At 69.5% G+C, this 20699-nt stretch carries 20 protein-coding genes, 1 pseudogene and 2 riboswitches; of the genes and pseudogenes, 11 read left to right on the top strand and 10 right to left on the bottom strand.

Annotated elements, in window-relative coordinates; all coding sequences use genetic code 11:
- Together E1202_RS22105 and E1202_RS22100 are read right to left on the bottom strand one after the other, a co-directional pair.
- A pseudogene (locus E1202_RS22105) lies at positions 1–337 on the bottom strand (hypothetical protein); the annotation flags it as partial.
- A gap of 129 nt (positions 338–466) precedes the next feature.
- On the bottom strand, positions 467–2830 hold the full coding sequence (locus E1202_RS22100; protein WP_132685055.1) for an ATP-binding protein: 2364 nt from the start codon (positions 2828–2830) through the stop codon (positions 467–469).
- Positions 2831–3028: 198 nt separating this feature from the next.
- On the opposite strand from E1202_RS22100, the gene E1202_RS22095 reads away from it, so the two are divergent.
- On the top strand, positions 3029–3694 hold the full coding sequence (locus E1202_RS22095) for a DUF2461 domain-containing protein (protein WP_132685054.1): 666 nt from the start codon (positions 3029–3031) through the stop codon (positions 3692–3694).
- A 53-nt stretch (positions 3695–3747) separates the two neighbouring features.
- Here the strand turns inward: E1202_RS22095 and E1202_RS22090 are convergent, their stop codons facing one another.
- Positions 3748–4104, bottom strand: a complete 357-nt coding sequence (locus E1202_RS22090) for a VanZ family protein (RefSeq protein WP_235878845.1) — start codon at positions 4102–4104, stop codon at positions 3748–3750.
- A 65-nt stretch (positions 4105–4169) separates the two neighbouring features.
- Between E1202_RS22090 and pyk the strand changes: the two genes are divergently transcribed.
- Both pyk and E1202_RS22080 read left to right on the top strand, forming a co-directional pair.
- Positions 4170–5591 (top strand): pyruvate kinase, encoded by a 1422-nt coding sequence (gene pyk, locus E1202_RS22085; RefSeq protein ID WP_132677376.1) that lies wholly within the window; start codon positions 4170–4172, stop codon positions 5589–5591.
- A gap of 66 nt (positions 5592–5657) precedes the next feature.
- Entirely contained in the window at positions 5658–6602 is a 945-nt protein-coding gene (locus tag E1202_RS22080) for an acyl-CoA thioesterase (RefSeq protein ID WP_132685053.1), read from the top strand.
- Between the two features lie 185 nt (positions 6603–6787).
- On the opposite strand, the gene E1202_RS22075 is transcribed toward E1202_RS22080, so the two are convergent.
- On the bottom strand, positions 6788–7291 hold the full coding sequence (locus E1202_RS22075; protein ID WP_132685052.1) for an Lrp/AsnC family transcriptional regulator: 504 nt from the start codon (positions 7289–7291) through the stop codon (positions 6788–6790).
- Positions 7292–7383: 92 nt separating this feature from the next.
- Between E1202_RS22075 and E1202_RS22070 the strand changes: the two genes are divergently transcribed.
- The 5 genes from E1202_RS22070 (at position 7384) to E1202_RS22050 (ending at position 11834) form a co-directional block, all read left to right on the top strand.
- Positions 7384–7992 (top strand): LysE family translocator, encoded by a 609-nt coding sequence (locus E1202_RS22070; RefSeq protein ID WP_132685051.1) that lies wholly within the window; start codon positions 7384–7386, stop codon positions 7990–7992.
- Between the two features lie 278 nt (positions 7993–8270).
- Positions 8271–9842 (top strand): D-alanyl-D-alanine carboxypeptidase/D-alanyl-D-alanine endopeptidase, encoded by a 1572-nt coding sequence (gene dacB, locus E1202_RS22065; protein ID WP_132685050.1) that lies wholly within the window; start codon positions 8271–8273, stop codon positions 9840–9842.
- A 128-nt stretch (positions 9843–9970) separates the two neighbouring features.
- Positions 9971–10630 (top strand): DedA family protein, encoded by a 660-nt coding sequence (locus tag E1202_RS22060; RefSeq protein ID WP_132685049.1) that lies wholly within the window; start codon positions 9971–9973, stop codon positions 10628–10630.
- Positions 10631–10903: 273 nt separating this feature from the next.
- Complete coding sequence (locus E1202_RS22055) at positions 10904–11290, top strand: helix-turn-helix domain-containing protein (protein WP_165943941.1); 387 nt, start codon at positions 10904–10906, stop codon at positions 11288–11290.
- A 115-nt stretch (positions 11291–11405) separates the two neighbouring features.
- Positions 11406–11834: a hypothetical protein gene (locus E1202_RS22050; protein ID WP_132685047.1), complete on the top strand. Its 429-nt coding sequence runs from the start codon at positions 11406–11408 to the stop codon at positions 11832–11834.
- 51 nt (positions 11835–11885) lie between these two features.
- Here the strand turns inward: E1202_RS22050 and E1202_RS22045 are convergent, their stop codons facing one another.
- From E1202_RS22045 to E1202_RS22020, 6 genes are all read right to left on the bottom strand, one after another.
- Positions 11886–13253: an amino acid permease gene (locus E1202_RS22045; RefSeq protein WP_132685046.1), complete on the bottom strand. Its 1368-nt coding sequence runs from the start codon at positions 13251–13253 to the stop codon at positions 11886–11888.
- 213 nt (positions 13254–13466) lie between these two features.
- Positions 13467–14747 carry a serine hydroxymethyltransferase gene (gene glyA / locus E1202_RS22040; protein WP_132685045.1) on the bottom strand — a complete coding sequence of 427 codons (1281 nt, stop codon included), beginning with the start codon at positions 14745–14747 and terminating at the stop codon, positions 13467–13469.
- A 30-nt stretch (positions 14748–14777) separates the two neighbouring features.
- A complete protein-coding gene (gene gcvT, locus E1202_RS22035) occupies positions 14778–15881 on the bottom strand; it encodes a glycine cleavage system aminomethyltransferase GcvT (RefSeq protein WP_132685044.1) in 1104 nt (367 codons plus the stop codon).
- 119 nt (positions 15882–16000) lie between these two features.
- A riboswitch (glycine riboswitch) is annotated at positions 16001–16100 on the bottom strand.
- A gap of 1 nt (position 16101) precedes the next feature.
- Positions 16102–16198, bottom strand: a riboswitch (glycine riboswitch).
- A gap of 120 nt (positions 16199–16318) precedes the next feature.
- Positions 16319–16624 carry a type II toxin-antitoxin system PemK/MazF family toxin gene (locus E1202_RS22030; protein ID WP_235878843.1) on the bottom strand — a complete coding sequence of 102 codons (306 nt, stop codon included), beginning with the start codon at positions 16622–16624 and terminating at the stop codon, positions 16319–16321.
- Between the two features lie 10 nt (positions 16625–16634).
- Positions 16635–16868 (bottom strand): hypothetical protein, encoded by a 234-nt coding sequence (locus E1202_RS22025; RefSeq protein ID WP_093413047.1) that lies wholly within the window; start codon positions 16866–16868, stop codon positions 16635–16637.
- Positions 16869–16938: 70 nt separating this feature from the next.
- Positions 16939–17571, bottom strand: coding sequence for a TetR/AcrR family transcriptional regulator (locus tag E1202_RS22020; protein WP_132685042.1), 633 nt, complete (start codon positions 17569–17571; stop codon positions 16939–16941).
- Positions 17572–17677: 106 nt separating this feature from the next.
- Between E1202_RS22020 and E1202_RS22015 the strand changes: the two genes are divergently transcribed.
- The 3 genes from E1202_RS22015 to E1202_RS22005 all read left to right on the top strand — a co-directional run bounded on the left by E1202_RS22015 (position 17678) and on the right by E1202_RS22005 (position 20695).
- Positions 17678–18856 (top strand): acyl-CoA dehydrogenase family protein, encoded by a 1179-nt coding sequence (locus tag E1202_RS22015; protein ID WP_132685041.1) that lies wholly within the window; start codon positions 17678–17680, stop codon positions 18854–18856.
- Positions 18857–19161: 305 nt separating this feature from the next.
- Positions 19162–19344 carry a hypothetical protein gene (locus tag E1202_RS22010; protein ID WP_132625899.1) on the top strand — a complete coding sequence of 61 codons (183 nt, stop codon included), beginning with the start codon at positions 19162–19164 and terminating at the stop codon, positions 19342–19344.
- A 124-nt stretch (positions 19345–19468) separates the two neighbouring features.
- Positions 19469–20695, top strand: a complete 1227-nt coding sequence (locus tag E1202_RS22005; protein ID WP_132685040.1) for a Tm-1-like ATP-binding domain-containing protein — start codon at positions 19469–19471, stop codon at positions 20693–20695.
- Positions 20696–20699 lie beyond the last annotated feature (4 nt).

Raw genomic sequence — 20699 nt, 5'->3', positions numbered from 1 at the left:
GAACGGGCGCGGGCAGCTGCGGGGCGGGGGCGGCCAGCGGGGCGACCTCGGCGGCCTGGTGCACCGGAGCGGACTCGGTGCGGGTCTCGGCGTTGTCGCCGCCCGCGGCGGCGGTGAACACGCCGAGCACGCCGAACGCCGCGACTGCGGCGCCGACCTGCAGCGACCGCACCTTGGGGGCGACGCGGTGAGCGCGGTCGGCGGGTTCACCGAGGAAACTCGCGCGCAGTCGGCCGCCGAAGGGCGCCGTCCTCTCCCAACGGCGCCGGCCGGTCGTGCGATCCTGCGGGGTGTCGCGGGTGATCTGGTCGGGGGTGTTCGTCTCGTCGGGGGTCACGAGGAACCAGACTCCGGAACGGAGAGTCACCCTGCATGGTGGTTTCTACGGGGTCGACTACCTAGATTGAGCCATTCGGGGCAATCGATGAACGTTTTTGACTACCCGTTGTGATAGTGGGCCAGAACGTTACCGGGCTTCGGTGTCGGCTGCGTCACCCGTTCGCTGGCCCGCGACCCATCCCGCGATCTGCGCGCGGGAGGTGAAGTCGAGCTTGGTCAGGATGTTCTGCACGTGCCCCTCGACCGTGCGCTGGGCGATCACCAGGTTCTCCGCGATGTCCTTGTTGGTGCGCCCCTGCGCGACCAGATCGGCGATCTGCCGCTCGCGGCGGGTCAACGGCATCGGGTGCACGTTGTCCTCGGACTCCGAGCCCGACGACGACCGCCTGGTGCGCTTGAGCTCCAGCGCGTAGTCCGCGGCGTGCGTCAACGACATCTCCCGCCCGCGCTCGTACTGCTCGTCGAACGCCTCCGGCCCCAGCGCCGTCCGGATCTGCATCAGGTGCTGGTCGTGGTCGCCGGCGAAGCGCGCCCAGAACCCCGGCGCCGAGCGCACCGCGTCCCACAGCGCCGAGGAGGTGCCCAGCAGCCGGGCCGCGCGCTCGAAGCGCTGCTGGCGGTGCGCGATCCAGGCGAGCGTGTCCATGCTGAAGGCGATGCCCAGCCGGTTGTCGAGCTTGCGCTGCAACCGCAGCGCCTCCTTCACCGAGTTCTCCGCACGGTCGGCGCGGTCCCGGCGCATCTGCACCTGCGCGGTCGCCCACTGCGCGTAGGAGCGCCAGTACAGCTCGCTGCGCTCGGTCGACAGCTGGATGCACTCGGCGAGCATCCGCAGCCCGGCGTCGGGGTCGTCGCCCATGCCCTTGATCAGGCCCAGCGCGTGCAGCGACCACAGCTCACCGGCCAGCTCCCGGTGCTTGCGGAACTGCTCCAGCGCCTCCTCGGCCAGTTCGGTGCCGCGCTGCTGGTCGTTGGAGAAGAACGCGATCAGCCCGTGCAGCAGCGCCAGGTAGGCGCGCTCGATCTCGTCACCGCGCTGGGTGGTCAGGGCGGTGGCCCGTTCGAGGATCGGCTGCACCCGCTCGAGGTCGCCCTGCAGCAGCGCGAACCAGGCGCTGACCCGCAGCGCCTTGGCGCGTTCGGGCAGGTCGCGCGGGGTGTTGTCGAGGACCTCGTCCAGCCAGTGGCGCGCTTCGGTGTTCAGGCCGCGGATTCCCCAGTACGGCCACAGGTCGGTGACCAGCCGCAGCGCGGTCCCGCCGGTCTCGGAGCCCTCGGCGGCGTGCCGCAGCGCCATGCGCAGGTTGTCCTGCTCGTTGCGCAGGCGCTGCACCCACGCGGCCTGGTCGGGACCGATCCACTCGGCGGCGAACCGCGCGCTGAGCTCGGCGAAGAAGGTGCAGTGCCGGTCGCGCACGAGGTTCGTCTCGCCGTGCTCGGCCAGCTTGTCCAGGCCGTACTCGCGCAGCGTGTGCGGCAGCCGGTAGCGGACCTCGCCGCCGTCCTCCTCGCGCATCAGCACGGACTTGTCGACCAGCGAGTGCACCGCTGTGAGGATGTCGACGCCCTTGCCGTCGCCGGCCACGTGCTCGGCGGCGGAGAGGTCGAAGCTGCCGGAGAACGCCGACATCCGCGCCCACGCCCGCCGGTCGCGCTCGTCGAGGAGCTCGTAGCTCCAGTCGATCAGCGCGCGCAGCGTCTGCTGGCGGGGAGGCGCTCCGCGGCGGCCCTCGGTGAGCAGGTCGTAGCGATCGGCGAGGCGTTCTTCGAGCTGCTGCAGCGACAGCGACCGGAGCCGGACCGCGGCCAGCTCTATGGCCAGCGGGTTCCCGTCGAGGTGGTGGCACAGCCGCATCAGCGCGTCGGCGTTGTCGGCGGTGACCTCGAACTCCGGGACCGCGGCCTTGGCGCGGTCGACGAACAGCCGGACCGAGGCGAACTGCTCGTAGGCCTCGGCGGGCGGCAGGTGTCCGGGGTCGGGCACCTGCATCGGCGGCACGACGACGGTGGACTCGCCGGCCACGCCGAGCGACTGCCTGCTGGTGGCCAGCACGCGCACGCCCGGGCACCAGCGCATGATCGCGTCGACGAGCATGGCGACGTCTTCGATCACGTGCTCGCAGTTGTCCAGGACCAGCAGCATCTCGCGGTTCTTGAGCTGGTCGACGATCGTCTCCAGGCCCGCGGCCGAGGACGGCCCGCCGAGGCCGAGCTGCTCGATGACGGCGTCGAGCACCAGCGCACCGTCGTCGAGGTTCTCCAGCTCGACGAACCACGCCTTGTCGCGGAAGGAGCGGCGCATGTTCGAGGCCACGCGCACGGCCAGCCGCGTCTTGCCGACGCCGCCCGGTCCTGTGAGGGTGACCACGCGAGCCTCGGAGAAGAGGCGTTTGGTCAGGGTGATCTCACGACGACGGCCGACGAAGCTCGTCACGTCGGCCGGGAGGTTGCCCGCTGATTCGCGCATGCGGGCGTTGGCAGTGGAGACCACCATTCGAGCTTAGCTCGCGAATCGGCCGCTGACCTGGGATCTTGATCCGCCCGGCCGCTGTAATCCCTTCGAGGGGACTTCGGAGATCAGCCGACCCGCAGTAGTCGGGGAATCCACCCGGCCGGGCGTTTCGCGACTCCTTCCACGACGACGTCGGCCACTCAGAACGAGCCCGGGAACGAGCTCTAAGGTCGAGGCGTGAGGTTCGAGGGTTTCGGTGACGGGGTTGTGGAGTTCTACGAAGGGCTCCTGGCGGACAACTCGAAGGCCTACTGGGCGGACAACCAGCGGCTCTACTCCGAGCACGTGCGGGCGCCGATGGAGGCGCTGCTGGCCGAGCTGGAACCCGAGTTCGCGCCCGGGTTCGGCAAGGGCAAGGTGTTCCGGCCCTTCCGCGACGTGCGGTTCAGCCGCGACAAGTCGCCGTACAAGACCCACTGCGGAGCCGTCATCGAGCAGGGGCGCGGTGGCGGCGCCTACTACGTCGAGGTCGGCCCGGAGGGGATGATGGTGGCGGGCGGCTGCTACCACACCGAATCCGACCAGCTGGCCCGGTTCCGGGCGGCAGTGGACACCGAGATCCACGGCGAGGAGCTTCGAAGGCTGCTCGCCGCGCTCGCCGAGCGCGGCTGGGAGATCGCCGGGACCACGCTGCAGACGCGCCCGCGCGGCTTCGCCCCCGATCACCCGAGGCTGGACCTGCTGCGGCACAAGACGCTCTACGCGGCCCGCGCCTGGGAGCCCGACGACGTGCTCCACGAGCGCGACTGCCTGCAGCGAGTCCGCGAGTCGTGGGAGGCCGTCCGCGAGCTCAACCAGTGGTGCGCCGACCACATCGGCATCACCGAGAAGAAGCGGCGCTAGGAGATCGTGGGTGGCCGCTGCGGCGCTTTCCGGCGACGGCGCCGCCGCACGCTTCAACGGGCCTCGGGCCGCAGGGCGAACGCCGCCCAGCCGAGCAGCGCGCCCGCGACGTCCACGACGCCGTCGAGGACGTCGCAGCTGCGCCCCAGCGGCAGCAGGCCCTGCAACACCTCCGAGGCAGCGGCGTAGGCGACGAGCGCGGGCAGCAGCGACGAGGTGCGCCACCCGGCGAGGCGACCCGTGATCGCCAGCGCTGCGAAAAGGGTGAAATGCACCACCTTGTCGGTCCCCGGCGGGGCCGTGGGCACGCCCGATTCCGGTGTGAACAGCACGATCACGCTGACCAGGAGCGCGATCAGGAGCGGAAGCCGCTTCAGCTGGTTTCTGTAATGATCCAGCAACGAAATCACCGATCAGCTTCTTGGGGCGTGGCTGAGTGCTGCACCCGGGCGGCGAGAGACTACGCTGACGTGATGTGAGTCGACGAGCCAAGATCGTTTGTACCATGGGCCCCGCCACCGCCAATCCGGAGAAGGTGGCCGAGCTCGTCAGCAGCGGAATGGACGTCGCCCGGCTGAACTTCAGCCACGGCAGCCACGCCGACCACCAGCAGGTCTACGACATGGTCCGGGCCGCGGCGAAGGAATCCGGCCGCGCCGTGGGCATCCTAGGAGACCTGCAGGGACCGAAGATCCGGCTCGGGAAGTTCGCAGCCGGACCGGTCGAGTGGCGAACCGGCGACGTCGTGCGCATCACGGTCGATGACGTGCAGGGCACGCATGACCGGGTGTCCACCACCTACAAGGGCCTGGCCGAGGACGCCAAGAAGGGCGACCGGCTCCTGGTCGACGACGGCAAGGTCGCGATGGTCGTGACCTCCGTCGAGGACAACGATGTCGTGTGCGAGGTGACCGAGGGCGGTCCCGTCTCCGACAACAAGGGAATCTCCCTGCCGGGCATGGACGTCTCCGTGCCGGCCCTGTCCGAGAAGGACATCGAGGACCTGGAGTTCGCGCTCGAGCTGGGCGTGGACTTCATCGCGCTGTCGTTCGTGCGCAGCCCCGCTGACATCGACCTGGTCCACCAGGTCATGGACCGCGTCGGCCGCCGCGCACCGGTCATCGCGAAGCTGGAGAAGCCGGAGGCGGTGGACAACCTCGAAGCCATCGTGCTGGCCTTCGACGGTGTCATGGTCGCCCGCGGTGACCTCGGCGTGGAGCTCCCGCTCGAACACGTCCCGCTGGTCCAGAAGAAGGCGATCCGCATCGCGCGGGAGAACGCCAAGCCGGTCATCGTGGCCACCCAGATGCTGGACTCGATGATCCAGAACTCGCGCCCGACCCGGGCCGAGACCTCCGACGTCGCCAACGCGGTCCTCGACGGAGCCGACGCGGTGATGCTGTCCGGCGAGACCAGTGTCGGCCGCTACCCGATCGAGACCGTGCAGACCATGGCCCGCATCGTCGAGGCCGTGGAATCCGGTTCGCCCACGCCGCCGCCGCTGAGCCACGTCCCGCGCACCAAGCGCGGCGTGATCTCCTACGCGGCGCGCGACATCGGCGAGCGCCTCAACGCCAAGGCTCTGGTGGCCTTCACGCAGTCCGGCGACACCGTGCGCCGGCTCGCGCGACTGCACACCCGCCTGCCGCTGCTGGCGTTCACCCCCGAGGAGTCCGTGCGGAGTCAGCTCGCTCTCACTTGGGGGACGGAAACGTTCTTGGTGCCTAAGGTGGACACAACGGACCAGATGGTGCGGCAGGTCGACCAGGCGATGTTGTCGCTGGGCCGGTCGCAGCGCGGCGACATGGTCGTGGTCGTCGCCGGTTCGCCGCCGGGCACGGTCGGTTCGACCAACCTCATCCGCGTGCACCGGCTGGGCGAAGAAGACCACGTCTGATCGGCCTTCGGACGGGAGCACCGGCTCCCGTCCGGCCGGTCGGGCGCACTACCCGAGGAGCACGCAGTGACCGAAGCGGCCAGGGCCGCAGCAGCCGACCCGACCGGGACCCACCTGCAGGGCGAGGTTCCGGTGGACGTCAACGGCGTGCCGCACGGCCAACCCGTGCTGGACAGCCTGGTCGCGCTGCTGGACCTGGAGCGCATCGAGGAGAACATCTTCCGCGGTGTGAGCCCCGCTTCCTCGACCATTCGCGTCTTCGGCGGCCAGGTCGCCGGACAGGCGCTGGTCGCCGCCGGTCGCACGGTGCCGGAGGAGCGACGGGTGCACTCGCTGCACGCGTACTTCATCCGGCCCGGCGACCCGAGCATCCCGATCGTCTACGAGGTCGACCGCACCCGTGACGGTCGTTCGTTCACCACGCGCCGCGTGGTCGCGCTGCAGCGCGGCAAGACGATCTTCTCCCTGTCGGCGTCGTTCCAGCTCGACGAGGACGGCATCGACCACGCCGAGCCGATGCCCGAGGTTCCCGACCCCGAATCGCTGCCGACGTTCGGCGAGCGGCTCGGGGAGTCGCTGTCGAAGCTCGGCCCGCCGCAGCCCCGCCCGATCGACGTCCGCTACGTCACCGAGCCGCCGTGGGTGAGCCGCGAGAACGGGCCGCGCGAGGCCCGCAACCAGGTGTGGATGCGCGCCGACGGCGCGCTCGCCGTCCCGGACGACGATCTGCTGCACGTCTGCATCGCCGCCTTCGCCTCCGACATGACGCTGCTTGACGCGCCCCTCGCGCGGCACGGCGTCTACTGGGGCCTGGACAACGTGGTCGGCGCGAGCCTGGACCACGCGATGTGGTTCCACCGCCGCTTCCGCGCTGACGAGTGGTTCCTCTACGACTGCGCCTCGCCGAGCGCCTCCGGCGGTCGCGGCCTGGCCACCGGCCGCTTCTTCTCCCAGGACGGCCAGCTGGTCGCCACGGTCGTCCAAGAAGGCCTGCTCCGCGTCAACGACTGACCTGCCGTCGTCCCGGCTCCGCCGCGTGCCCACTCCTGTCCAGAACCCCGATCTCAGTGGAAATCAGGTCCCGGACTTCCACTGAGATCGGGTCTTCGAGGTCCGCTGAAGCCCGGGGATCACCGGTGGGGTGCCGCGTCGTGGTGGTGTCGGTGAGTTCGACTTCTGGGGTGGCGTTGCTGGGTTCAGTTTCGTCTGCGGCGTTTGGGGCGCAGGTGCTTGGGGGCTGTGAGGGCTCTCGTGCGGAGCTGCTCCAGGACGATCGAGCTGGTGAAGTTCCGGACCTCGGTCCGTGACGCGAGCTTGTCGACGAGGAACTCCTGCAGGTGCTTGGTGTCGGCCACCGCGACGTGCAGCAGGAAGTCGGCTTGGCCGCTCACGTGCAGGAGCGAGCGGGTCTCCGGCTGGGCCATGACGAACTCGCGGAACTGATCCACGATCTGGCGGGTGTGCGGGCGGACGTTGACCGCCACCACCGCCTCCAGCGCCAGTCCCGTCGCGGCCGGGTCGACGTCGATGTGCGACCCGGTGATCACTCCCTGTTCTCGCAGCCTGCGGACGCGTTGCAGGCAGCTCGACGGTGCCAGTCCGATCCGTTCGGCGAGGGTGCGGTTCGGCAGGGTCGCGTCGTTCTGCAACTCCTCCAGAATCCACCAGTCAACCGAATCCAGTTCTACGGATTCGCTCATAACCGAACATCCTACGCGGGAGCTCGAACCAAGACGAACCATCGACGGAGAATCTTCGCATCTGCTTCCCCGAAATTTCGAAGGAGTTCGTCGTGCACATCGCCTGGGGGTCGTTCCTGCTGGCGCTGCTGGTCATCGTGCTGGTCCCCGGTCCCGACTTCGTGCTGGTGACCCGCAACGCGGCCAGCGGTCGCAGGTACGGATGGCTGGCCGCGGCGGGCGTGAACTGCGGGCTGCTGATGCACGCCACCGCCGCCACCCTCGGGCTGTCTGCGCTGGTCGCGGCCGTGCCGGCGGCGCTGTTCGTGGTCAAGGGGCTGGGCGTGGCCTACCTGGCGTGGATGGCGCTGCAGATGCTGCGCCACGCCGGTTCCAGCCCGGCCGAGACCGTCGTCGAGCAGCCGCCTTCCGGCCGCTCGGTGTTCCTGCGGGGACTGCTCACCGACGTGCTCAACCCGAAGGTGATGCTGACGTTCCTGACCCTGCTGCCGCAGGCGATGGACCCGAGCGCGGCGCCGATGCCGCAGGCCGCGCTGCTCAGCGGTGTCGCGGTGATGGCCTTCGCCGCGTGGTGGCTGGTCGTGGTCCCGTCCGTGGGACGGCTGGCCGCGTTCCTGGCGAGCCCCAAGCGCCGCGCGGTCTTCGAACGCTGCTGCGGCGGCGCCCTCCTGGCCATGGCCACCTCGATCGCGGTGGGCTGACCCCGCACCTACCCGGATTACCGCCGTTTTCAGGTCCCGGATTACTGCGGTGTTCCGTCCTGCGGCAGCCGCGTCCTTCTGGCCATGGCCACTTCGGTCGCGGTGGGCTGACCCCGCACCTACCCGGATTACCGCCGTATTCCGGGTCGTGGTCGCTGCGGTAAGCGGAGGTGGGGTGTTGCGGGCTGGGTGGTTCCTCGTTTGCGGCTTTTGGGTTGGGTTCGTTGACCTTTCACAGCGGGGGTGCCTAGTCTCCGTGATCTCGGAGAGGAGCGGGCATGCGCAGACGGTGGGCGTTCGTGGTCGGTTTGGCGGTGGCGTTCCCGCTGGTGGCGGTGCCCTCGACGGGTGCGGCGCCGACCGGGGTGGACGCGCTGAAGGTCGACCTCGACGACGTCCTGGCCGACCCCAGGCTCGGCGGTGCGCAGGCCGGGGTCGTCGTGCGCGATCCGGCCACCGACGAGGTCCTCTACAGCAGGCAGGCCACCGATCGCGCCACGCCCGCCTCCAACGCGAAGCTGTTCACCGCGGCGGCGGCGCTGGAAGCCCTCGGGCCGGACTACCGGTTCCGCACGCAGGTCCTCAGCAACGCCGCGCAGCAGGGACCGACGCTGCTGGGCGATCTCCACCTGCGCGGAACGGGTGACCCGACGATGCTGGCCGCCGACTACGACCGGCTCGCCGCCCGGATCGCCGAGCAGGGCGTTCGCGAGGTGCGCGGCCGGCTGCTGGCCGACGACACCTGGTTCGACGACGTCCCGCTGGGCACCGGCTGGGCCTGGGACGACGAGCCCTACTACTACTCCGCGCCGGTCTCGGCGCTGAGCGCCGCGCCGGACACCGACTTCGACGCCGGCAGCGCGATCGTGCGGGTCACGCCCACCGCGCCCGGCCAGGCGCCGGAGGTCGCGCTCGACCCGGGAACCGAGGCGCTGAGCATCGACAACCGCGCCACCACCACGACCGAGGGCGAACCGGACCTGGCCATCACCCGCGATCACCACAGCGGCCGGGTCGTGGTGACCGGGACCGTCCTGGCCGGTGCCGAGCCGGTCGCGGAGTGGGTGGCCGTGCCCGACGCGACCGCCTACGCCACCGACGTCTTCGCCCGCGCCCTGGCCGCGCACGGCATCACCGTCACCGGGACCGGGGAAGCCGCCGCTCCGCAGGACGCCCGCGAGCTGGCGGCGCGCGAGTCGATGCCGCTGCGCGAGCTGCTCGTGCCGTTCCTCAAGCTCAGCAACAACGGCCACGCCGAGGTCCTGGTCAAGGCCATGGGCCGCGAGCGGACCGGTGAAGGCAGCTGGGCGGCCGGGACGGGCGTGCTCGCCGAGGAGCTGCGCGGGCTCGGCGTGGACGCCGACGCGCTGCGCCTGGTGGACGGATCAGGGCTGTCCCGGATGGACGGAGTCACCCCGGACCAGCTCGCCCTGCTGCTGGACAACGCCTCGCAACGCCCCTGGGCACAGACCTTCTACGACGCCCTCCCGGTCGCCGGGGCACCGGACAGGGTGGTCGGCGGCACCCTGCGCAGCCGGATGGCCGGCACCGCAGCGGCCGACAACGTGCACGCCAAAACCGGTTCGCTGACCGGTGTCACCTCGCTGTCGGGCTACGTCACCGCTGCTGACGGCCGCAGGCTGGTGTTCTCGGTGGTGTTCAACGACTTCCTCTCCGACACCCCGCAGGACCTGGAGGACGCGATCGCGGTCCGGCTCGCCGAGCACAACGGCGCCGCCGATCAGCCGCGCGGGCGCCCGCGGGTGCCGCAGCCGCGCACGGCGCCCGACGACCCGCGCACCCCGCGCGATGAAAGCGCACTGGAGTGCGCCTGGACCAAGTCCTGCTGATTCGGATCCCCCTAGGGGCAACGGTTTCGGGTTCGGTTGGCGTATCGGTGCCATACCTGAGAACAGCTCATCTCCTCCCCGGTAGCGTGACCGCCGTCAGAGCTGCCGCAGCCGAGGAGCCCGTACCCGTGACGTTCATCAGCGACGCCCTGGCCATGATCGCCGGTCTGCCTCGACCGCTGCTCGTGCTGGCCACCGGAGCTCTGGTGCTCGGCGAGTGCACCATCGGCCTGGGGTTCCTGGTCCCCGGCGAGGCGGGCCTGCTGGTGGCCTCGGCCGCCGTCAACGACCTCGGGTTCTTCCTGACGCTGGCCGGAACCGTGGCGGTGTGCGCGGCGATCGGCGACAACATCGGGTTCTGGCTCGGCCGCCGGTACCGGCTGAAGATGCGCGAGACGAAGGTGGTGCGCAAGCTCGGCCAGCACCACTGGGACCGCGCGGGCACGCTGCTGCGGCGCTGGGGGATCGGAGCGGTGCTGGTGGGCAGGTTCCTGCCGGTGGTGCGGACGCTGCTGCCCGCCGCTGCGGGTGCCAGCGGCATGTCCTACCCGCGGTTCTTCATCTCCTCGGTGATCGGCGCCGTGGCCTGGTCGGCCACCCACGTCGGCATCGGCTGGGCGGCGGGAGCGTCGGCGAAGTACGTCGAGTCGATGCTCGGCCGCGCGAGCTGGGTGCTGGCGATCGCGGTCGTGCTGGTCGGGGTCGGTGTCTGGGCGTGGAAGCGCCGCCGCCCGCGCGCGCAGGTCGTGACCGAGACGCAGGCCGAGGACGTCGAGACCGCGGCCTGAGAACTGTTGGGGGACCACTTTGCTCGGCGTGTGCGGGTGGCGGAACCCGAACACCAACCACCCCTAGTGAGCCGGGTGGTGCAACGAGATGCGGACTCCGCGGCCCGGGGTCGACGGCCTGACGCACACGTGAGTCTCATTCATGTGTCTGGACTCTAATGCATGCTTCAGTGCGAAACCAGTGGTGAAAGCGCTGGCGGCCGATGGCAGGCGTGCGCATCCACCGTTGAGCGGAGTGCGGTGAGTCGCACGGGTGGGACTAGACTCGAACGCATGGCACACGCTGGCGCGAGCGACGTGACCGCGACTGCGGGGGACAGCGACTTCGTCGAGTACCTCGAACGGCACCTGGCCGAACGCGGATGGACCGTTCACGACTTCTGCGAGCACAGCGGGCTGAGACCGAGCGTGGTCTTCCGCTGGCGCAAGGGCTACCGGCCCGACATCGGCAACGCGCGGATCATGGCCCGCGCTCTCGGCGTCCCGCTGCTGGAAGTGCTGGTCAAGGCCGGTCGGCTGAGCGCGGACGAGGCCGGAGCCGAGGTCCGCATCGTTCCCGAGCTCGACTCGGTGCCCACCCAGGTCCTGCTGCGCGAGGTCAGCGCGCGCGTGGAGAAGCTGGAGCGCTCCACCGCCGATCACGCGGGAACCGGCGTGTAGGTGCAGGGGCCTTGTTGAAATTCGGAAACGGTTGGTCCTCCGCGAACGTTCACGGGGTGACAACCGGTCGGAAGCGGAGTGGACTGCTGCCTGAGAACGGATGAGAGGTGACAGCGTGAGCCACACCGGCACCATGAGCGCTCCGGCCGCAGCAGCCGCCATCCCGGCTCCTCGCACGGGCGAGCGGCTGCACGTGGCTGTCGAGACCTCGGTCGGGGAGACCTACCTGATCGCGTTCGTCGACAGCGCTCGCGACGGCGGCTGCGAGCCCTGCGAGCTGTCCCCGGACGAGGCCCGCCAACTGGCCAGAGCGGTGCTCGGCCTGCTCGACGCCGAGGCCGGGCAGGTCGCCTTCGACATGGCGCGCACCGGTCAGCGGCTCAACCTCGCGATCGAGGCCGAGGGCGCCGAGAAATACCTGGTCACCTGGCTCGGGCGCACCGCGTGCGAGGCGGGTTACGAGCCCAGCGAGCTCAGCCGCTCCGAAGCCCGCCAGCTCGTCCGGGCACTCCACGACCTCGCCGACACCGCCGAAGGCGCATGAGAACGGGCCCCGGCCGATGAGGACCGGGGCCCGTTCTGCGCTCGGGCTGGTTCAGACCCGGGCGGGCTCGTTCTTGCGGCTCGCCAGGTAGCCGACGACGATCGCGATCGCCAGCACCGGCGTGATGTAGAGGGCGATGCGGGTCTCGGCGTCGAAGGCCAGCAGGACCACGACGAACGCCAGGAACGCCAGCACCACGTAGTTCGAGTACGGCGCCAGCGGCATCCGGAACCGGCCCTCGGGCAGCTCGCCCCGCGAGACCTTGCGGCGGTAGCCCAGGTGCGCGATGAGGATCATCCCCCAGGTGAAGATGGCCCCGGCCGTGCTCGCGCTGGTGATGTAGCTGAACGCCTCCTCCGGCGCCAGGTAGTTCAGCGCCACGCCGACCAGCATCGCGCAGAACGTCACGCCGATCGCCCGCGCCGGAACCGCCCGGCCGGACAGCTGGCCGAACCTGCGCGGCGCCTGCCCGTCCTCGGACAGCGTGCGCAGCATGCGACCGGTGGAGTAGATGCCGCTGTTGCACGACGACAGCGCCGCCGTGGTGACCACGAAGTTGATGACCCCGGCAGCGGCGGGGATGCCGATCAGCGTGAACGCGTGCACGAACGGGCTGCCGCTGGCCGGGAACTGGTGCCACGGCACCAGCGCGGTCAGCGCCACCAGGGCGCCCACGTAGAAGATCAGGATCCGCAGCATCACCGAGTTGATCGCGCGCGGCAGCACCTTCTGCGGGTCGGCGCTCTCGCTGGCGGTCTGGCCGACCATCTCCACGCCCACGAACGCGAACATGACGATCTGGAAGGCCAGCAGCGAGGACGCGGTGCCGTTGGGGAACCACCCGCCCTGCGACCAGATGTTGCTCAGCGAGGCGGTGTCGCCGACGTTGGAGAAGCCGAACACCAGGATCAGCGCGGCCAGCACGATCAGGCCGACGATCGCCAGCACCTTGATCAGCGCGAACCAGAACTCGAACTCGCCGAAGAGCTTCACCGCGATCAGGTTGACGCCGCTGAGCACGATCAGCGCGCCCAGCGCGGGAATCCACTGCGGCACTTCGGGGAACCAGAACTGGAAGTACTCGCCGACCGCGGTGATCTCGGCCATCCCAGTCACGATCCACACCAGCCAGTAGCCCCAGCCGGTCGCGAACCGCGCCCACGGGCCCACGAACTCGCCCGCGTACTCCGCGAACGAACCGCTGACCGGGCGGTACATCAGCAGTTCGCCGAGCGCCCGCATCACGAAGAAGATCATCACGCCGGCGATCGCGTAGATCAGGATCAGGCCAGGGCCCACCTGGTGGAGCGCTTTGCCGGAGCCGAGGAACAACCCGACACCGATCGCGCCACCGATGGCGATCATGTTGATGTGCCGGGTACTGAGATCTCTCTTGTACTCGGCCACTGGCTGGCTCATGGACGTCGTGCTCCTCTGTGGACGAAGGCCGCTTTCCTAGGCGAGTTCGGCGGTGGTGTCGCGGAGATGATCCACCCGTGACCGAGCTGCGGCAAGAGGGTGAATGATTCCGAAAGAACCGCTTCACCATTCGCGTTCGGTCCACATCGGAGCGCGACGAAAAAACGCCGCATTCCGGACGAAAATCCCGGAATGCGGCGTTCTCTCAGACGATCAGAGGTTCGGGTAGAGCGGGTGCTTGGCGGCCAGGGCCTCCACGCGGGTGCGCAGCTCGGCGCTGATCGACTCGTCGAAGTTCGGCTTGAGGGCCTGCGCGATCACCTCGGCGACCTCGGTGAACTCCTCCTTGCCGAAGCCGCGGGTGGCCAGCGCCGGGGTGCCGATCCGCAGACCCGAGGTGACCATCGGCGGGCGGGGGTCGTTCGGGACGGCGTTGCGGTTGACCGTGATGCCGATCTCGTGGAGCCGGTCCTCGGCCTGCTTGCCGTCGAGCTCGGAGTTGCGCAGGTCCACCAGCACCAGGTGCACGTCGGTGCCGCCGGAGACCAGCGAGACACCGGCCTCGGTGGTGTCGGAGGCCAGCAGGCGCTCGGCCAGGATCCGGGCGCCCTCGACCGTGCGGCGCTGGCGGTCCTTGAACTCCTCGCCGGCGGCGATCTTGAAGGCCACCGCCTTGCCCGCGATCACGTGCTCCAGCGGGCCGCCCTGCTGACCGGGGAACACCGCGGAGTTGAACTTCTTGGTGAACTCCTCGTCGTTGGACAGGATCACACCACCGCGCGGGCCGCCCAGCGTCTTGTGCGTGGTCGTGGTGACCACGTGCGCGTGCGGCACCGGCGACGGGTGCAGACCCGCGGCCACCAGACCAGCGAAGTGCGCCATGTCGACCATCAGGTAAGCGCCGACCTCGTCGGCGATCTCCCGGAACCGCTTGAAGTCGAGCTGGCGCGGGTAGGCCGACCAGCCCGCGACGATCAGCTGCGGCTTGTTCTCCCGCGCCAGGCGCGCGACCTCGTCCATGTCGACCCGGTGGTCGGACTCGGAGACGTGGTACGGCACGACGTTGTAGAGCTTGCCGGAGAAGTTGATCCGCATGCCGTGGGTGAGGTGACCGCCGTGGGCCAGGTCCAGGCCCATGATGGTGTCGCCCGGCTTGAGCAGCGCGAACATCGCCGCCGCGTTGGCCTGCGCGCCCGAGTGCGGCTGCACGTTGGCGTAGGTGGCGCCGAAGAGGTCCTTGATGCGGTCGATGGCCAGCTGCTCGACGACGTCGACGTGCTCGCAGCCGCCGTAGTAGCGCTTGCCCGGGTAGCCCTCGGCGTACTTGTTGGTCAGCACCGAGCCCTGCGCCTGCAGCACGGCCTGCGGTGCGAAGTTCTCCGAGGCGATCATCTCGAGGGTGTTCTGCTGGCGACCCAGCTCGGCGCCGACCGCCGCTGCCACCTCCGGGTCAACCGCTGCCAGGGCATCGTTGAACAGATCCGGGTTCGACATCAGTGTGTGCCTCCTGTTTCTTTCCTTCAGTCAGGCGTTGCGGCGGTAGAACGGCAGCTCGACGACCTGCACCGCGACGTTGCGGCCTCGGAGGTCGACCTGCAGTGCCGTGCCGGGCTCGCTGTGCTCCCGGTCGACGTAGGCCATCCCGATCGGATGACCGAGGGTCGGGGACGGTGCGCCGCTGGTGACCTCGCCGATCTCGGCGCCGTCGGCGTCGAGGACGCGGTAACCGTGGCGGGGCGCCCGTCGTTGTTCGGTGGTCAGCCCCACCAGGGTGCGCTCGGTGGGCTTCTCGGCAACCGCGGCCAGCGCGGACTTGCCGACGAAGTCGGAGTCCTTGTCCAGCTTGACCACTCGGCCGAGGTTCGCGTGGAAGGGCGTCAGCTCCGCCGACAGCTCGTTGCCGTACAGCGGCATGCCCGCTTCCAGGCGCAGCGTGTCGCGGCAGGACAGCCCGGCCGGCTGCAGGCCGTGCTCGGCACCGGAGGAGGTCAGCGCCTGCCACACGGCCTCGGCGTCGCCGGGGGCGGTGAACAGCTCGAAGCCGTCCTCGCCGGTGTAGCCGGTGCGCGCCAGCAGCACGTCGGAGCCCGCGACCGTGGCGCGGTAACCCGCGAAGTACTTGACGGTGCTCAGGTCGGTATCGGTCAGCGGCGCCAGGATCGCCACCGCGTTCGGGCCCTGCACCGCGATCAGCGCGTAGTCGTCGGAGGCGTCGGTGTGCGTCGCGTCGAAACCGGAGACCCGCTCGGCCAGCTCGGCGGAGACCACGGCGGCGTTCGCGGCGTTGGCCACGACCAGGAACTCCTGCTCGGCGAGCCGGTAGACGATCAGGTCGTCGAGCACGCCCCCGGCGTCGTTGCAGATCATGGTGTAGCGGGCGCGACCGGGGGTGATGGCCGAGGTGTTGGCGACCAGCGCGTAGTCCAGCGCCTCGGCGGCCTGCGGGCCGCTGATCAGGATCTCGCCCATGTGCGTGAGGTCGAACAGCCCGGCGCCCGTGCGGACCGCGTTGTGCTCGGCGGTGTCGCTGCTGTAGCGAACCGGCATCTGCCAGCCGGCGAACTCGGTGAAGGTGGCGCCGAGGGATTCGTGCACCGCGTGCAGCGGTGTCTGTCGGGGCGACGACATGGTGAAACTCCTCCTGGGTGGGCGTGCCGGTCGGCAGTCGAGGGCCGGTCAGCTCACGCGCCCAACCTTATCCGGGGCGCCTCGACCCCCGACCGGCGCGGTCTGCGCTGGTCGGGCGGGGTCTCCCCGGAGTCATTGGCCTGAGAGTTTCACCACCCGGCAGGGTGGTTTGCACCGTGGGCGAGAAGCGCGATGCTCCTGCTTTTCTCCGTGATTCGCCTGGTGTCCTGCGGTAACGGTGCCTGAGAGTTTACTGGGGAGTATTGCTCCTTCGGCGCCTCGTCCGACGAGGACGAGGTCTCTCCCGCGAGACGTCATCGGCGCGGTATTCGGTTGTACCGCTCACAGACGCTACGAACCGCCCCACCCCCAGTCAACAGGAAGACCGAGTGATCTCAACCCTTGCGCACCGGGCTCCCACGCTGAGCGGCGCGTTCTCACCAAGGAGCGAAAAGCCCCAGTACGCGCCGCAAAGCCTCGTCGACCTCGTCGGCCTCGTCTCTCGTCAAAGTGCCTGCTTGTTGCTCGAACCGCTGCAGGGGGTCGACGGCCTGGACCTGTTCCACCAGGACACGTGTTCGTTGATCTCCGATGCGAATCTCGGGGCGGTGTGCGGCAGGACGTGCGCTGGTTGACGTCGGCGCGGCGATCACGGTCGAGGTCAGGAGCGCGTCCGACTGCAAGATCACGGCGAAGCGCGGACCGCGCTGCTCGTGATCTCGTGCGTTGGGGTTGTCCTTCAACCGGTAAACGTCACCACGCATCGCCCGCGCCCATCGCTTCGCGGGCTGCGTTGACCTCGGCGAGGTCTTCTGGATCTTGAAGCAGTCTGGCGGATTCCTCTCGCATCTGTTCGTTGACGAGGTGTCGATACGACACGTCCAGCGCGTAGCGGATGGCGCTGTTGCGTGAGCTGCCATCGCTCATGAGGGCAGCCAGTTTCCGTTCTGCGTCGTCGTCGAGACGGACGGTGAAGCTGGTGGACATGCCTCAATGGTACGTGGCGTGAACCGGACTGAGAACCAAACCTGGTTCGCTCGATGGTGTCCCACGTGGTTCAGCTTTCGCGGGTGAGGTCCTCGAGTTGGGTTGTGAGGCCGTCGATGAGGGCGGTGAGGGCGAGTTCGAAGCTGGCGGCGTCTATCTCCGCCGCCTTCTGGTGGAGCAGGTGGGCCCTGCTGAGGTGCGGGAAGCGGTTGGCGTAGACCGTGGCGTCGGCGGGGAAGCCGTGGCTGAACGAACCCATGGCCGAGCCGATGACCAGGTACTTCGTCGAGGCGCCGATCATCGTGGCGTAGCGCTGCGGCCAGCCGGCCCGGGTGAGGCCGCCGTGGACGGCGTCGGCGGCGCGCAGGGCCGAAGCGCGCCGGGCCGGGCCGTAGGCGATGAACGGCACCAGGTTCGGGTGGTCGACCAGGGCGGCGCGGTAGGAGCGGGCCCAGGTGCGCAGGCCGGTGACCCAGTCCCGGTCGAAGTCGGAGACGTCGACCGCGCTCATCACCTCGTCGGCGATCTCGTGCAGCAGGTCTTCCTTGGTGGCCACGTGGTTGTACAGCGACGCGGCGCGCACGTCGAGGCGTTGGGCCAGCCTGCGCATCGAGAGCGCGTCCAGGCCTTCGGTGTCGATGATCTCCAGCCCGGACCGTCGGATGCGTTCCGGGGAGAGCCGGGGTGTGCTGGGTCTGGGCAACGTCTGTCTCCTCACCGGAATCCCTTGCGGCGTGCGCCGAGACGGTTCTAGGCTGCCATAAAACTAACGGTGTTAGTTACCGGCCTGCACGGAAAGGAACGACGCGATGGTCGACTTCTCGCTCTCCGAGACCGAGCGCGACATCCGCGACTGGGTGCGCAACTTCGTCCAGCGGGAGCTCATGCCGCTGGAGCCGGAGGTCCTGCGCAGGGAGCGGGCGGGTCAGCGCGGCCTCACCAAGGACGAGCTCCGCGAACTGCAGGACAAGGCGAAGGAAGCCGGCTTCTGGGGCGTGCAGACGCCCGAGGAGTACGGCGGCATGAACCTCTCGGCGGTCATGACGGCTCTGATCGAGGTCGAGCTCGGCCGCACCTACGTGCCGTTCCGCTTCGGCGGCTACGCCGACAACATCCTCTACCACGCCAACGAGGAGCAGAAGCAGCGCTACCTGCTGCCGACCATCGAGGGCACCCGCAAGTCCTGCTTCGCCATCACCGAGCCGGGCGCGGGCTCGGACGCCAAGAACCTGCGCACCACCGCCGTGCGCGACGGCGACGACTGGGTCATCAACGGCGAGAAGACCTTCATCACCGGCGGCATCGACGCCGACTTCGTGATGGTCTTCGCCGTCACCGACCGGGAGAAGGGCGCCAACGGCGGTGTCACCTGCTTCCTCGTCGACCGCGACATGGGCTGGAAGTCCGAGCCGATCGACATCATGGGACCCGACGAGCGCCAGCCGGCCGCGCTGGTGTTCGACAACGTCCGGGTGCCCGCCGAGAACGTGCTCGGCGAGGTCGGCAACGGGTTCGGGCTGGCCATGCAGTGGATCGGCCGGGGCCGCTACCTGCTGCCCGCCGCGGCGCTGGGCGCCTGCGAGCGGCTGGTGGAGATGGGCTCGGAGTACGCCCAGCAGCGCGAGACCTTCGGAGCCCCGATCGCCGACCGGCAGGCCATCCAGTGGATGATCGCCGACTCGACGGTGGAGATCGAGGCGCTGCGCTGGCTGATCCTGCAGGCCGCGTGGCAGGTCGACCAGGGCATGGACTCCCGGCACGCCCAGTCCATCGCCAAGCTGTTCGGCGCCACGCACGCCAACCAGATCGTCGACCGGGTGCTGCAGATCCACGGCGGCATGGGCTACACCAAGGAGCTCCCGGTCGAGCGCTGGTACCGCGACCTGCGCCTCCTCCGGATCTTCGAGGGCACCGACGAGATCCAGCGCCGCACCATCGCCCGCAACGTGCTCAAGGGCCACGCCTCGGTCAGCGGCGTCTTGGGCTGATGGTCGTCCGTGGTCGCTCTGCCGGGCGGCGCGGGTAGCGGAACCTGAGCGGCTCCGTGGTCTCCGCGCGCCACTCCTGATGCATGTCCAACACGGCGTCGCGGCGTGGTCGCCACGAAGCCGCTCAGAACCCGCGGCGGTGCCGGTAGCTCGCTTGGGGTAAAGAGGATGCGGCTCCGCCGCATGCTTGGCGGAACCGGAACATCACCGGAATGTCGCCACTCCGTTCGACGTGGTGAGTCGTGAGTCGCGGGTGATTTGTCGGTACCCTGGTGGACAACGGCCTCGATGCATCGGGAGTGATGATGTCGCTGTTCAAGAAGGTCACCGACTTCGCCAAGAGCCCGCAGGGCAAGAAGGTGGTGGACCAGGCCAAGAAGTACGCCTCCGACCCGAAGAACAAGGAAAAGATCGACCAGGTCAAGAACAAGTTCATGGGCAAGGGCGGATCCGGCTCGCAGGGTGGTTCCCAGGGCGGACACCACTGAGCGGAAGACCCAGGGAGCGGCCCCCGGCGTGAAGCCGGGGGCCGCTTTTCTGTTGCCCGCCGGGCGATCGACAGTAGAGTCCGGTCCCGGGTCGTTCTCCACGGCGAGCAGCACGGAGGTCTCGATGGGCAGCGCGCACGTCGCTGGAACGTTCGACACCAAGGGCGCGGAACTGGATTACGTCGCCGAGCTCATCGCCCACGGGCATCCCGTCGTCACCGTCGACCTGTCGACCACCGGCGAGGGCTCGTCCAGCGCCGTCGTCCAGCCCACAGAGGTCGCCGCGCACCACCCGGACGGCGCGGACGCGGTCTTCACCGGCGACCGGGGCACGGCCGTGACCGCGATGGCATGCGCGTTCGCGCACTTCCTGCGGGAGCGCGACGTCGACGGCGTCATCGGGCTCGGCGGTTCCGGCGGAACGGCGCTGATCACCCCCGCGATGCGGGCGCTGCCGGTGGGCGTGCCGAAGGTGATGGTGTCCACTGTGGCCTCCGGTGACGTGTCCGGCTACGTCGACGCCACCGACATCGCGATGTTCCCCTCGGTCACCGACGTCGCCGGGCTGAACCGGATCTCCCGCCGCATCCTCGCCAACGCCGCGCACGCGCTGCTCGGCGCGATCAGCCACCCGATGCCGCAGGTCGAGGACAAGCCCGCGGTGGCGCTGTCGATGTTCGGCGTCACCACGCCCTGCGTGACCACCACCGCCGACGCGCTGGCCGCCGAGTTCGACCCGCTGGTCTTCCACGCGACCGGAACCGGCGGCCGGGCCATGGAGAAGCTCGTCGACGACGGCCTGGTGCGCGCGGTCCTGGACATCACCACCACCGAGGTCTGCGACCTCATCGCCGGAGGCGTGATGAGCGCGGGCGAGCAGCGCCTCGACGCCATCGCGCGCACCCGCGTCCCCTACGTCGGCTCGTGCGGTGCGCTGGACATGGTGAACTTCGGCGCGCTGGAATCGGTTCCGCAGCGCTACCGCGACCGCAACCTCTACGTGCACAACCCGCAGGTCACCCTGATGCGCACCACCGCGCAGGAGTGCCGGGAGATCGGCTCGTTCATCGCGCGCAAGCTCAACGCCTGCCACGGCCCCGTCCGCTTCCTGCTGCCGACCGGCGGAGTGTCCATGTTGGACGCGCCGGGCCAGCCGTTCCACGACCCCGAAGCCGACGCCGCGCTGTTCGACACCATCGAGCGCGAGGTCGAGCAGACCGCGGACCGCCGAGTGCTGCGGGTCGGCCACAACGTCAACGACGAGGAATTCGTCACGGCGCTGCTGACCTCGTTCCGTGAAATCCTGGAGGGGCGGGGAAACCCGGGGGCCCGAGAGGCGTCCCGGCACTGACACT

Source organism: Saccharopolyspora karakumensis, assembly GCF_004349225.1.
GTDB classification, from domain to species: domain Bacteria; phylum Actinomycetota; class Actinomycetes; order Mycobacteriales; family Pseudonocardiaceae; genus Saccharopolyspora; species Saccharopolyspora endophytica.
Note: the sequence above shows the minus strand (reverse complement) of the source record. Positions and strands in the feature narration are given on the sequence as shown.

Excerpts from the sequence above, each read along its gene's own strand:
- E1202_RS22075 (WP_132685052.1), bottom strand. The coding sequence starts at position 7,291 with ATGAGCGAATCCGTAGAACTGGATTCGGTTGACTGGTGGATTCTGGAG.
- dacB (WP_132685050.1), top strand. The coding sequence starts at position 8,271 with ATGCGCAGACGGTGGGCGTTCGTGGTCGGTTTGGCGGTGGCGTTCCCG.
- E1202_RS22055 (WP_165943941.1), top strand. The coding sequence starts at position 10,904 with ATGGCACACGCTGGCGCGAGCGACGTGACCGCGACTGCGGGGGACAGC.
- E1202_RS22045 (WP_132685046.1), bottom strand. The coding sequence starts at position 13,253 with ATGAGCCAGCCAGTGGCCGAGTACAAGAGAGATCTCAGTACCCGGCAC.
- glyA (WP_132685045.1), bottom strand. The coding sequence starts at position 14,747 with ATGTCGAACCCGGATCTGTTCAACGATGCCCTGGCAGCGGTTGACCCG.
- gcvT (WP_132685044.1), bottom strand. The coding sequence starts at position 15,881 with ATGTCGTCGCCCCGACAGACACCGCTGCACGCGGTGCACGAATCCCTC.
- E1202_RS22025 (WP_093413047.1), bottom strand. The coding sequence starts at position 16,868 with ATGTCCACCAGCTTCACCGTCCGTCTCGACGACGACGCAGAACGGAAA.
- E1202_RS22015 (WP_132685041.1), top strand. The coding sequence starts at position 17,678 with ATGGTCGACTTCTCGCTCTCCGAGACCGAGCGCGACATCCGCGACTGG.
- E1202_RS22010 (WP_132625899.1), top strand. The coding sequence starts at position 19,162 with ATGTCGCTGTTCAAGAAGGTCACCGACTTCGCCAAGAGCCCGCAGGGC.
- E1202_RS22005 (WP_132685040.1), top strand. The coding sequence starts at position 19,469 with ATGGGCAGCGCGCACGTCGCTGGAACGTTCGACACCAAGGGCGCGGAA.